Source organism: Furfurilactobacillus rossiae (assembly GCF_013394005.1).
Classification (GTDB): domain Bacteria; phylum Bacillota; class Bacilli; order Lactobacillales; family Lactobacillaceae; genus Furfurilactobacillus; species Furfurilactobacillus rossiae.
Window position 1 is genome coordinate 1,174,663 of record NZ_CP040586.1, and the last position, 13,368, is coordinate 1,188,030.

Below are 13,368 nucleotides of genomic sequence, written 5' to 3' on the forward strand. Positions count from 1 at the left end.
CAGCTCCTAAAAGATGGGTTTGTGGTAAACACCATTTTAAAGGAAGCTGATCTTTTTTGTCCGAACAGCGTTCGGATTAATTTTACAATCTACCATTTAGCAAAAACGTATAATTTTAACAACTTTTCTGGGTTTGGCCATTCTAATGGTGGCCTGATATACACATTGTTTTTAGAAGACTATTTCAACCAGTCTAAATTTAAAATGCACGAATTAATGATGCTGGGCTCACCGTTTAATCTCGAAGAAAAAGATCAGAGCAAACGGGTCGCTATGTTAGATGACATGGTCGATAACCGTAATAAATTGCCAGCTTCATTAAATGTGTACTTAGTCGCTGGCACGGAAAATTACACAAATGACGGGATTGTGCCCGTTGATAGTGTGTATGCCGGTAAATATGTTTATCAAGATCAGGTCGCGCATTTTACAGAACTCACGGTAACGGGCAGTGACGCGGAACATTCGGATTTGCCACAAAACAAGCAGATCGTGTCGTTAATGTCACAAAACCTGTTGCAATTCCAGGAACGGCAGCCACGCATGAATAACGGAACGACTAATCAAAAATCGAAAAACAACTATAATAATCCTGACAATAATCAACCATCTTCAAGTCAATCAAGTAGTGGTAGCAGTAAGAAAAAATAGAATTGCTATGACTATGTAAGACTAGGTTGATGCATTCGTAGATGAAGTACTATAGCAAAGAAGCCACCGAGATTGTGAGTAATCTCGGTGGCTTCTTTGCTATACATATGCAGTAATACGTTGTAAATGTTTTTTCGTGCTAATAAAAATCATGATTAGGATTGAAGCTGTGAAGTTACCTTCCAAACGTCGACCACTTTGCCAGTCTTAGTATCGGCTAAAAACTCGTAAGCAACAGGTTGACCGTCCTCGTGTTTGATGACACCGCCACGATAGACGAGTGTTTGAGCAGCGAATCGTTTAAAGGGCACAGGATGATGTTCAATCCAAGCACCATCAAGAGCGCCTGATTTACGGAAAGAAGTTTTAACCTCCGTTAAAATTCGATCCGGACGCTTTAGATGTAGATCCTGAATAAGCGCACCAAGGGCAAGGCCAGCCGAAATTCCCAGTCCCGCTAAGATGGCTAATTGGCTAAAATGCTGATTGTTTGTCAAGGCGATCCCTCCAGTTGTGGTCAAAATGAATTGCTCATAGTGTACACCATTTTAGGAAAACAGGAAAATGTTGTCTGAACGATTGACCACGTAGGTGCAAGAGGCTAAACTTTAATAACGACATTATATTCGGAGGAAGAACATGTTAATTGCAAGTATGAACCAGAAAGCATCTCCAGATGTACTGGTTGTCATTTTGGCTCCCAATGTGGCGGAGCAATCTGTGGAAACTAACCAGAACATTGCGCGTATTTATGATCCTAAAACCGATAAAACATTGGGCTTTAACTTTATTGGTGTTAGCCATATTGACAAGAGTATCGCCGGCAACGGACCAATTGAATTATCAGACGATCAAATCAATGCCTTAAAAACAGCAGTTGAACAAGCTGGCTTTGACGCGACGGTTTTAGTTGCTGATCGAACCCCAAAGTTTGTGGTTGGTTATGTGGAATCAACAACTAAGCATCCTGATTCTGATCACTTGTTAGTAACAAAAACGCGTGTTGACAATGATGAAACGTTGCAAATTGTTAGCGGATCGCCAAACATGCAGGAACACATTTATGTTGTTGTTGCCAAAGTTGGTGCAATGATGCCAAACGGTGAAATCATTTGGCCTGGTGAATTGCGGGGCGTTTCCTCAAATGGTATGATTACTAGTGGTCGCGAGCTTCATTTGCAGAATGCACCTCAGAAAAAAGGGGCGTTGATTCTACCAGATGATTTTGCGAAAGTCGGGGATCCGTTTGACTTTGAACTTGGCAATAAGCTTTTTGTGTAATGCATTTAATTGTTAATTAGTCCTTTATGATGCTTTAGAAATCGGAATTGCATGATAAGGGTGCGAGGGGGCATAGGCCTCCTCTTTTGCTAGTTCAATTTTTCACTCAAGTTAGGTTCATGACCCGTTGTTACACGAATAGTGATGACGTTAACTTAGAATCCAATTTGATTTGAAATTAGTGGATTGCAGAGATGGCTGTTTGAAAACGATACTCAATAATTTGACTTAGGTGATTCAATGAAACATTACGATGGTCCGGCGTTTCTCCGGCAACATCCAGAAGAATTAACAAGAATAAAACAGCATCGGCATCATATCTTACACACGCCTATGGCTACCGAACAGCAAAGTAGCAGTAGCCAGCGCGTAACTGAGGGTCGACAGGAGACGTCTCCTGTCAATGGTAGTCAAGACAGGACGCCAACCAGTGCGCCAGTTCGTTTTGGTAATGATGAGGTTCAAATAGATCGTGCAACTGCAAGCATGTATGCTTCCCAGCAGGCACGAGCTCTTGAACAGACAATTCGTCCTCGTCGACGACCTTGGCAACCCAAGCCTAAGTCGGCTGCTCGTGATACGCAGTACGTATCTGCACTTAACAAGCCATTTGCGCCAGCGTCCGCAGCATATTCTGCAACCTCTGATAAGACAACCAGCAGTTGGGGTAAAGATGACTGGTCACACAAAACAGAAGATGCATCGACAAGTTCAAATTTGGCGACAACATCGGCGAAACGTGAACCAAGCAATAGTGCTTCGAGCACTGAGGTAGTTGCCCGTCAGGATTCTGGTCAGTCGTCAAATAGTGCCGCTTCGGCTCATCCTACCGTTTCTGAAACATCAGTTCAGGCAACGAATGCGGTAAGCTTGACACAAACTAGCCATCAAGATGACAGTTATGAGGCGAAAAGTATCCAACATTCAGATAGTTCCGCCGCTCTGCAGGAATCCATCGCAAGTAGTAAGGAGCATTCAGCGCAGAGCATGGCCAACGTTACTTCTCATGCAACTGACAGTGATATGGTCGCAACAAGTTCACCAGCTGCACGTTCGCAGACAGCCCTTGGTCATGGATTAGCTGATATTTTGAATGAAGAGCAAAATGGTCAGAAAGACTTGGCTTTGTTTAATCATGATCATGCTGATTCTGATAAGACGATGGATGGGTCGGATCAACGGCCTATTTCAGAGAACGCTCAAGCGAAGACTAGCATGCAGACCGTTGAGCAAACGGTTGCGCCACTTTCTGGTCGGACGTACGCATCTGAAAGTGATAAGGGCTTAATGACCTATCATTTTCCAAGTTTAGACTTGCTTAAGCCGCCAGTACTGCGTGACGAAGCTAAATTGGACGCCTGGATTGAGAAACAAATTGATGTGCTGAACAGTACCTTGTCCGCCTTTAACGTGGATGGGGAAGTGGTTGATTACACGGTTGGCCCAACTGTTACGCAATTTCAAGTCAGTCTTGGCCCTGGGGTTCGGGTAAATAAGATCACTAATTTGCAAGATGACCTTAAACTTGCACTGGCAGCTAAAGATATTCGAATTGAAGCGCCAATTCCTGGTCAATCGACAGTTGGAATTGAAATCCCTGATTTAAAATCTCGACCGGTCATGCTGTCTGAGGTTTTGCGTTCTGACGTGTTCCAGAACAGTTTGTCACCACTGACAGTTGCGTTGGGTGTTGATTTATTCGGTAAACCTCAGGTAACTGATTTGCGCAGCATGCCACATGGGTTAATTGCCGGGGCAACGGGCTCTGGTAAATCCGTTTTCATCAACAGTTTGCTGATGTCAATCATGTACAAGGCAACGCCACAGGAAGTTAAGCTGATTTTAATTGATCCTAAGGCCGTGGAAATGGCACCGTACAACGGTATTCCACATTTATTATCACCAGTAGTTTCCGAGCCACAAGCAGCTGCTGCCGCTTTGAAGTGGGCTGTTAATGAAATGGAAGAACGTTACCAGAAGCTTGCTGCCGGTGGTGCCCGTAACATTGAACAATTTAATGAGAAGGCCGTGGCGAGTGGTCATCCTGAACAGAAGATGCCCTATATCGTGATTATCATTGACGAATTGGCTGACCTGATGATGGTTGCAGCTTCAGAGGTGCAAGACTACATTGCCAGAATTACTCAAAAGGCGCGCGCTGCTGGATTACACTTACTGGTCGCAACCCAGCGTCCCTCTGTGGATGTTGTTACTGGAACGATTAAAAACAATATTCCGACACGGGTGGCCTTTATGGTATCCAGTCAAATTGATTCACGAACGATTTTAGACACAGCTGGTGCTGAACGTTTGCTGGGACGAGGGGATATGCTGTACCTCGGTAATGGTAAGAGTCAACCAATCAGACTACAGGGCACTTTTGTTGACGATGAAATTGACACTGTAACTGATTTTGTCCGCGAGCAGATGGCGCCACATTATGCCTTTGAGCCGAAACAATTGTTAGCAACAGAAATCGCTGCTGAGGATCAAGATGATTTATGGCCTGATGTTCTGAACTACGTTGCGAATGAGAAGACTGTCTCTACTTCCAAACTTCAACGCGTCTTTTCTATTGGTTATAATCGTGCAGCAAATTTGGTTGATCAATTAGAAAGTCACAGTTATGTTTCCGCTCAACAAGGTTCTAAACCCCGAGAAGTTTTCCTTACACCGGATAAGTTAAAAAAGAGTGATGAAGATTAGCTTAAACCTGTAAAGAACCTTGATTGTTAACGATTAATGTTGTTACATTAGATTTGTTCATTACAAAATATAGATAGTTTGTAATATTAAGGAGCCCATTATTCATGGATAACACAGACACAACTTATTACTTTGTTGGTATTAAAGGGTCAGGAATGGCCTCGTTGGCATTAATCTTACATGATCGTGGGGACCGTGTTGAAGGATCTGACATTGAGCAGTACACCTTCACGCAACGACCTTTGGAACAGGCTGGCATTAAGATTTATGGATTTAATCCAGACAATTTGCATGCCGGTTTAACCGTTATCGCTGGGAATGCTTTCCCTGATACTCATCCGGAAATTGTTCGTGCCAAAGAATTGGGATTGACCGTGGTTCGCTATCACGAATTTTTAGGTCAGTTGATGAAGGGTTACACAAGCATTGGGATTGCCGGGGCACACGGTAAGACCAGCACAACTGGTTTACTTTCACATGTTTTGAGTGGCATTGCACCAACCAGTTATTTGATTGGTGATGGTACAGGTAAAGGAACGCCTAACTCACGTTTCTTTGTCTTTGAAGCTGATGAATACCGTCGTCATTTCTTGGCTTACCACCCAGATTATGCCATCATGACGAATATTGACTTTGATCACCCAGATTATTACAAGGGCATTGACGATGTTTACAGTGCCTTTGAAACATTTGCTGGTCAAGTTGGTAAGGCAATCTTCGCATGGGGTGATGATCCTGAATTGCGCAAGCTGACGGCTAAAGTCCCAGTTTATTACTACGGGGTTAATGATACAGATGACATTCAGGCTCGTAATGTTAAACGCACTACGAAGGGCTCAAACTTTGATGTTTATATCCATGATGAATTTATCGGAAACTTTGAAATTCAACTGTTTGGTGAACACAATGTGCTGAACAGTTTGGCCGTTATCGCCGTTGCTCACTTTGAAAAAGTGGATATGGACGATTTGCGTAAGGAATTGCTTTCTTTTCAGGGTGTCAAACGGCGTTTCTCAGAACGTAAAGTTGCCGATATGACAATCATCGATGATTACGCTCATCATCCGTCAGAAATCAAGGCAACAATCGATGCTGCCCGTCAAAAGTATCCTGATAAGGAATTAATTGCTGTCTTCCAGCCGCATACGTTTACGCGGACAATCGCGTTGATGGATGATTTTGCCAAGAGTCTTAATTTGGCAGATAAAGTTTACCTAACGAATATTTTTGGTTCTGCTCGTGAAAAGACTGGGGATGTCTCCAGTGCTGATTTAGGGGCTAAAATTACCAAGGGTGGCGAAGTGCTGACGTTGAATAATATGTCGCCTTTACTGGACTATCATGATGCTGTGGCCATCTTTATGGGGGCTGGTGACGTTCAGAAGTATGAACGTGAGTATGAAACGCTTCTGAGTAACACGAGCTTGAATAATGGTTAATGTTGATTAAATACGATTCTTAGACATAAAAATACCGTCGCGAAGTTAAATTCGTAACGGTATTTTTGTTTGTCCATGTTTTTTTATAGATCCTTGTTGCTAGTTGTTGAGTGACTAAAGTGTAGCAAGATTAATCCTAAGGCTTCAAAAATTGAGATAAGAATAATCATTGGATAGGCGGTGTGGGAGCCAAATAAACCGACCAGCGGCGAAGCTACACCACCGACTAATTGGGACAGAGTACCTAAGATTGCTGAGGCTGTGCCAATGTTTTTAGTTGTGCTTTCCATGGCAATAGCAGTGGTGATAGTGCTATTGAAACCAACTGATGAAACGACAAACCACAAAGCGACTGCAAACAGCCAGAGCTGATTAATTGTTAATGCGTTGATGACCAGGATGACACACCCGATTAGAGGGACTAAGAAGCCAACTTGGGCAATTTGATGCTCATTAAGAAATTCAGAAACACGGCCGACAATTTTACTTCCCAGTGCGATTCCTAGACCATTAATGGCATAGATAATACTGAAAGCAGTTGTGCTTAGATGATAGTCTTGCTGAAAGATAAACGAAGAATCTGCAATGTATGTAAACAAAGCGCCGTACACAAGTGCTAACAGACTTGCATTGAGCATAAAACGTCCGTTTGAAAAGACGCTCTTGAAATCGAGCTTTTCAACAGGCCCGCCAATGCTAGTAGCTGTCTCTGGCAGACCGAAGGCACTGGCAATGACGAGCAAAATCCCAACAATTGTTAATGTCACAAACACTGATTCCCACGGGAAGAAACTTACTAGAACAGCTCCTAAAATGGGGGCGATAACCGGAAAAATTCCGTTGATGGACATTAATGTAGCGTAGAAAGTGGTTAATCGGTGCCCGGAGAAAAGATCTCTGGCTACCGCCCGCGACAGCACCTGACCAGCTGCACCAGCAAGGCCTTGAATGACACGAAGAACTAGAAAGACCACAATATTATGGACAAAGATAAGTGCTGCCGAAGTGAGTGTGAAGACAGTCAGCCCAATTAATAAGGGTTTCCGCCGCCCAACACGATCACTCCAAGGACCAATAATTAACTGACCGACGGCCATTCCAATGAGACAGGCACTGATACTTGCCTGAACCGCTGCTGAACTGGTATGAAAACTAGCTTGCAGTTGGGGCAGTGCCGGCAGATACATATCTAGGGATAATGGGCCAAACGCAGATAGCGTGCCCAATAAAAGTGTTAAGAACAGACTGGGTTTTACAGTCTGTTGTTTTTCGACTGGCATAATGGCTCCTTACACTAAATAGTTTATAAAACAAGGTAGACATAATTTTAAGCGTCTTGTGGTCAAAAAACTAGAGGGGATGGACAGTTATCTATAAGGAATTCTAAAGTTGCGTATTGCACAGGTAAAACGCTTGCGTGTTTGGGTAAATCTGTTAGAATACATCTTGAACATGAATTAGTCAGTATTTGTCAAACGACAATTAGTTAATTAATAAGAAATGAGGGATTTTTGTGAATAACAATGAATATCAACAACCTCGCCGAGAGGTGAACTCACAGGCTTCTGGTTTATCAGCCTTCATGAGTAAAGTCTTCGGTTACATGGGTGGAGCGGTGCTGATTTCCGCAATCGTTGCCGTGCTTGCCGGCGTTGTTTTCCAACAGCAATACTTTAGTTTTATTGCTGCTAACCGCTGGTTCCCAATCGTTCTAGTGGTAGCTGAATTTGGGCTCGTAATTGGTACTAGTTTTAAGGCCAATCGGAGTGCAACAGCAGGACTGACAATGTTGTTTGGATTTGCGGCGATCAACGGGTTGATGCTGTCCAGCATTTTCCTACAATACGCGAGTGCGACGATTTTCTCTGCATTCTTTGCCTCAGCTGCTATCTTTGGTGGAATGGCCTTTTATGGCTCAACGACCCACCGCGATTTGACTAAGATTGGTACGCAAGCAATGTTTGCACTGATTGGGATTCTTATCGTTAGTTTGATTAATATCTTCTTACGTTCATCCTTTATCAGTTTCATCTTTAGTTTTGTTATCGTGGCTGTCTTTGTTGTTCTGACCGCTTGGGATACACAACGGATGCGTAAAATTTATGAACAGTACGGCAATCAGATTTCGTTGAGTGGCCTAGCCGTTCAGGGCGCTTTCCAGTTGTACCTAGATTTCATCAACATTTTCATTTACATCCTGCAGATTTTTGGCTACGGCAGCAACCGCAACTAATTAAACCTGAATGACTAAAATCATGCTATGAGCAGGGCTTTAATGTTTGTGAATAAAATGCTCGAATAAATTGTAACTAGAAACCGTGTTGACATTGTTGTCGGCACGGCTTTTTGTTTGTCAGTGTTTCTTGAACAATTCGAATCTTTTTTCTACAAGGGGACTACGCCTGCAAAGTCAAAATCAGTCGATAATTATCAGCACCGAGCTCACTTAAACATTCAATTACGCTTCTGCTTCAAATTGGTGCGCGAGCGCTTAATTTGTTAAAATGGAATCATTAAAATCAAAGAAAGCGACGGCCTTTATGAGCGAACAATTAACGTTATCAACAAATAAAAAACTATTACTGATTGACGGCAACAGTGTGGCCTTTCGTGCCTTCTTTGCACTGCATCAACAGTTGGATCGATTTACTAACCATGATGGCTTACATACGAACGCCATTTACGCGTTCAAGACGATGTTAGATAAAGTAGTTAAGGCTGTTCAACCGGATAAGGCGTTGGTGGCATTTGACGCGGGTAAAACAACTTTTAGGACTGGTAAATTCTCTGACTACAAAGGTGGCCGGTCTAAAACGCCGGAAGAATTGTCAGAGCAAATGCCTTACTTACGAGATCTTTTGACTGGTTACGGCATCAAGAGTTATGAACTTAAGGATTGGGAGGCCGATGACATCATCGGCACCATGGCTCGTGAAGGCGAAGCGGACGGATATCAAGTGATCATCGTAACTGGAGACCGTGATCTGACTCAGTTGGCGACGAACCAAACAACGGTGGCAATCACGCAAAAAGGTGTTAGTGAAATCGAATATTACACACCTGCTCACGTACAGGATAAGTATGGCTTAGAGCCCAAACAAATTATTGATATGAAAGGACTCACGGGTGACACTTCCGATAATTATCCAGGTGTTACCAAAGTGGGTGAGAAGACGGCGATTAAGTTACTGACACAGTTTGATTCCGTTGAGGGTGTCTATGAGCATCTAGATGATATTAAACAGAGCAAGATGAAGGATCACTTGATTGAGGATCATGATCAAGCCTTGATGAGTAAAGACTTGGCGACGATTCGCACCAATGCGCCGTTGGCAATTCATTTGGATGATATCGATTATAACGGTCCTGATATTGACAAATTAATTGCATTCTATCAACAGATGGACTTTAACAATTTCTTGAAACAGTTACAGAATACCGGTCTTTCTTTGGATTTAGGCGACGATGAAACAAGCACGGCTTTAAAAACTGTCAGTTGGACTGAATTAACCAAAGATAATCTAAACTTAATTGATAATTTTACCGATGAAGTTAGTTTTATTTTGGAAATGCCTGATGAAAATTATCATCTCAGCGCATTTGCTGGTTTTGTGATGACTGATGGCAAACAAACATTGGTTAGTCGAGAAGTCGATCTGCTTCAATCTGCACAGATTAAGAATTTGATGGAAAATGGCAATATTGAAAAGAACGTCTTTAATGCTAAGGCTCAGTATGTAGGTCTACACCGTCTCGGAGTCAAACTTGTTGGTGTTGATTTCGATTTGTTACTCGTTTCTTACTTGTTGGATACGAATGATAATTCAAATGATTTGGGTAGCTTGGCTCAGCAGCATGGTTACGACCAGGTTGAAACAGATGAAGCCGTTTACGGCAAGGGTGCCAAACGGGCGATTCCTGACGATGATGAACAATTCTTCGATCATTTGTCGCGGAAGGCATTGGCCATTCAAAATCTCCATGAAGAGCTGTTTAAAGAACTTGATCAAAATGAGCAGCGTGATTTATACGTCAACATTGAGTTGCCGTTAACGTTTGTACTGGCGGACATGGAAATTGCCGGTGTTTATGTGGATACTGACCAATTGACCAATATGCGAGAAAAGTTCAAGGAACAATTGTCATCGCTGAAACAAACCATTTATAACGAAGCTGGAGAAGAGTTTAACATCAATTCGACCAAGCAATTGGGCCAAATTTTGTTTGAAAAAATGAAGTTGCCAGTGATCAAAAAGACTAAGACGGGTTATTCAACTTCAGTTGATGTCTTAGAACAACTGGCATCTCAGGCGCCCATTGTGGAGAATATCTTGGCCTACCGTGGCTTGTCTAAGTTGCAATCGACCTATATTGAGGGACTGTTAAAAGTCGTCCACAGCCATGATCACAAGGTGCACACGCGCTATTTACAAACTCTAACGCAGACAGGTCGCTTATCTTCAGTTGACCCGAATTTACAAAACATTCCGATTCAAACCCAGCAAGGACGTGAAATTCGGAAGGCGTTTGTGCCAAGTCATGATGGTTGGGAAATCTTTTCTTCAGATTATTCACAAGTTGAATTGCGTGTACTAGCTCACATTACGGGGGATGCAAACTTGCAAGAGGCCTTCCGTGAAGACGAAGATATTCATGCGGCAACAGCTCGCCGAATATTTGGGTTAACTTCTAATGATGAAGTGACGCCATTAATGCGGCGGCAGGCCAAGGCAACAAACTTTGGAATTGTTTACGGAATTAGTGATTATGGATTATCACAAAATCTGGGAATTTCCCGTCCTCAAGCAAAACAATTTATTGATACTTATTTCCGCGAATATCCCGATGTTAAAAAATATACAGAAGATGTTGTTGAGCAGGCAAAGAAGCAGGGCTACGTGGAGACAATCACGCATCGTCGCCGGTACTTGCCTGATATCAATGCGAAGAGCTTTAACCGCCGTTCGTTTGCAGCACGAACAGCGATGAATACGCCAATTCAAGGGTCAGCAGCAGATATTATTAAGATTGCTATGATTCAAATGCAGAAGGCCTTAACTGATCGCGATTTAAAGGCTACTATGTTGCTGCAGATTCATGATGAGCTGGTCTTTGAAGCACCCAAGGAAGAGATTCCGATTCTTGAAAAATTAGTTCCAAGCATCATGGATTCAGCTGTTAGTTTGGACATTCCGTTGAAAGTTGAAAGTGCTCACGGATCTACTTGGTATGATGCGAAATAACGATTTATCGAAAGCTTGAATTTCAAAATGGAGGCATGAATGATGCCAGAATTACCTGAGGTTGAAACGGTGCGTCGTGGGCTAACGCGGATGGTTGTTGGAAAAACGATTACTGGAATTGACGTTTATTACCCGAAGATGGTGTTAAACGGGGCCGACGCTTTTGTGACGCTGTTGACTGGACGGACAGTTACCCGAGTCGATCGGCGTGGCAAGTATTTGTTGTTTCGCTTCGATGGCGGGCTGACGATGGTTTCTCATTTGCGAATGGAAGGCAAATACTTTGGGGCACCAGCTGACATGCCAAGGGATAAACACACCCATGTTGTTTTTCATTTAAGTGACGGTCAGTTACTGTGTTACAACGATACACGTAAATTTGGGCGCATGATTGTGATCCATACTGGTGATGAAGACACTGTTGGTGGGCTAAAAACGTTGGGGCCGGAACCAACACCGGAAACCTTAAGTGTGGCGTATTTAGTTGCTAAAATGGCAAAGAGCCGTAAAGCAATCAAGACTTGGCTGTTGGATCAAAGCAACATTGCAGGGTTGGGCAATATTTACTGCGATGAAGTGCTATGGTTAAGCAAGATTCATCCGGAACAACCGGCAAATACAGTGACCATTGCGCAAATCAAACGATTACGGTTGAGTATCTTTGATGAATTGCAATTGGCAATCGAACATCACGGTACGACAGTGTTCACGTATAGTGCGTTTGGACATGCGGGAGAATTTCAAAATGAACTTCACGCATATGGTCACGGCGGTGAACCTTGTGAACGGTGTGGCACCACAATGGTGAAAATTAAAGTTGGTGAGCGGGGCACCACGTTTTGCCCCAAGGAACAAAAACTACATGTTGCCAAGACAGCTACTTACAAGACACATTCTGCAGCGGCGACTAAGGAGACTTCTAAGTGACAACGGTGATTGGACTAACTGGCGGTATCGCCAGTGGCAAATCAACAGTTTCTAAAATGTTTGCAACGGCAGGCATACCAATTATTGATGCGGATAAAATCGCTCACGAGGTGGTGGCGCCTAACACAACCGTTCTGGCAGATATCGTGAGTGTGTTTGGCGGTACTGTTTTGACAGCAACGGGTCAGTTAGATCGTCACAAATTAGGCAACCTAGTCTTTAATGATGACGACAAGTTAGCTGAGCTTAATGCAATTGTTCAACCCGTTATCCGGAAAGTAATTCGGTCGCGAATTGATCGGTTTAGGAGCCAAAATACGCCCGTAGTTGTCTTGGATGCGCCATTACTCTTAGAGCAACACTATGAAAAAGACGTTGACATGATTGTGGTAGTTAGCGTTCCACTTAAGATTCAACAGGCTCGGTTGATGGCACGTGATAACTTGTCGTTAGCAGAGGCTAATGAACGAATTGAGAGTCAATTATCCTTGGCTAACAAAGTTGCCAAGGCAGATATGATCATCGATAATTCCCAACAACTTGAAGAAACCCGTCTACAAGTGGTAAACTTGCTTGACAAAGTCCGTCAGACTGCGGATTAAAACGATTTAGTATTGATTAAAGGAGCACAGACAGGCTATGCAATGTCCACGGTGTCACCATAACGATACCCGAGTTGTTGATAGTCGTCCGACCGCAGAGGGTCAGGCGATTCGTCGACGACGCGAGTGTGAAAAATGTGGTTTTCGATTTACAACGTTTGAACGGGTTGAAGTAGCCCCATTATTAGTCATTAAAAAAGATGGCACCCGTGAGGAATTTAGTCGCGAGAAGATTCTTCGCGGCATTATTCGCTCTGCAGAAAAACGACCGGTTACCATGCAGCAAATGAATACCGTAGTTGATAAGGTTGAGTCAAAGGTCCGCGCACTGGGTGAGAATGAAATTTCAAGTCAGCTGATTGGCGAGTACGTTATGAATGAGTTGGCTGATGTTGACGAGATTGCATATATTCGGTTTGCCAGTGTCTATCGTCAGTTTAAGGACATGAGTGTCTTTTTGGATGAAATGAAAGAAATGGTTGAACGGGACAAACACTCGGATAAACGTTAATTGCTGAA

At 43.1% G+C, this 13,368-nt stretch carries 11 protein-coding genes; 9 read left to right on the forward strand and 2 right to left on the reverse strand.

Annotated elements, in window-relative coordinates; all coding sequences use genetic code 11:
• Nucleotides 1-21 precede the first annotated feature (21 nt).
• Nucleotides 22-651, forward strand: a complete 630-nt coding sequence (locus tag LROSL1_RS05500) for an alpha/beta hydrolase (protein ID WP_225440558.1) — start codon at nt 22-24, stop codon at nt 649-651.
• Between the two features lie 155 nt (nt 652-806).
• Here the strand turns inward: LROSL1_RS05500 and LROSL1_RS05505 are convergent, their stop codons facing one another.
• On the reverse strand, nt 807-1,148 hold the full coding sequence (locus LROSL1_RS05505; protein WP_017261679.1) for a hypothetical protein: 342 nt from the start codon (nt 1,146-1,148) through the stop codon (nt 807-809).
• Nucleotides 1,149-1,290: 142 nt separating this feature from the next.
• On the opposite strand from LROSL1_RS05505, the gene ytpR reads away from it, so the two are divergent.
• The 3 genes from ytpR to murC all read left to right on the forward strand — a co-directional run bounded on the left by ytpR (nt 1,291) and on the right by murC (nt 6,077).
• Entirely contained in the window at nt 1,291-1,932 is a 642-nt protein-coding gene (gene ytpR, locus LROSL1_RS05510) for a YtpR family tRNA-binding protein (RefSeq protein ID WP_178913991.1), read from the forward strand.
• A gap of 240 nt (nt 1,933-2,172) precedes the next feature.
• Nucleotides 2,173-4,638 carry a DNA translocase FtsK gene (locus LROSL1_RS05515; protein WP_178913992.1) on the forward strand — a complete coding sequence of 822 codons (2,466 nt, stop codon included), beginning with the start codon at nt 2,173-2,175 and terminating at the stop codon, nt 4,636-4,638.
• A gap of 104 nt (nt 4,639-4,742) precedes the next feature.
• A complete protein-coding gene (murC, locus tag LROSL1_RS05520; protein ID WP_017261682.1) occupies nt 4,743-6,077 on the forward strand; it encodes a UDP-N-acetylmuramate--L-alanine ligase in 1,335 nt (444 codons plus the stop codon).
• 83 nt (nt 6,078-6,160) lie between these two features.
• Here the strand turns inward: murC and LROSL1_RS05525 are convergent, their stop codons facing one another.
• Nucleotides 6,161-7,357: a multidrug effflux MFS transporter gene (locus tag LROSL1_RS05525; protein ID WP_178913993.1), complete on the reverse strand. Its 1,197-nt coding sequence runs from the start codon at nt 7,355-7,357 to the stop codon at nt 6,161-6,163.
• 233 nt (nt 7,358-7,590) lie between these two features.
• Here LROSL1_RS05525 and LROSL1_RS05530 point away from each other — a divergent pair, with 233 nt between their 5' ends.
• From LROSL1_RS05530 to nrdR, 5 genes are all read left to right on the forward strand, one after another.
• Entirely contained in the window at nt 7,591-8,310 is a 720-nt protein-coding gene (locus LROSL1_RS05530; RefSeq protein ID WP_178913994.1) for a Bax inhibitor-1/YccA family protein, read from the forward strand.
• Nucleotides 8,311-8,617: 307 nt separating this feature from the next.
• Nucleotides 8,618-11,320 carry a DNA polymerase I gene (gene polA, locus LROSL1_RS05535; protein ID WP_178913995.1) on the forward strand — a complete coding sequence of 901 codons (2,703 nt, stop codon included), beginning with the start codon at nt 8,618-8,620 and terminating at the stop codon, nt 11,318-11,320.
• 42 nt (nt 11,321-11,362) lie between these two features.
• Entirely contained in the window at nt 11,363-12,247 is an 885-nt protein-coding gene (gene mutM, locus LROSL1_RS05540) for a DNA-formamidopyrimidine glycosylase (protein ID WP_178914929.1), read from the forward strand.
• Nucleotides 12,244-12,849: a dephospho-CoA kinase gene (gene coaE / locus LROSL1_RS05545; protein WP_178913996.1), complete on the forward strand. Its 606-nt coding sequence runs from the start codon at nt 12,244-12,246 to the stop codon at nt 12,847-12,849. Before mutM ends, coaE begins: the two co-directional genes overlap by 4 nt.
• 37 nt (nt 12,850-12,886) lie before the next feature.
• The gene (gene nrdR, locus LROSL1_RS05550; RefSeq protein WP_178913997.1) at nt 12,887-13,360 is read left to right on the forward strand and encodes a transcriptional regulator NrdR; all 474 of its coding nucleotides are present in this window, start codon (nt 12,887-12,889) and stop codon (nt 13,358-13,360) included.
• Nucleotides 13,361-13,368 lie beyond the last annotated feature (8 nt).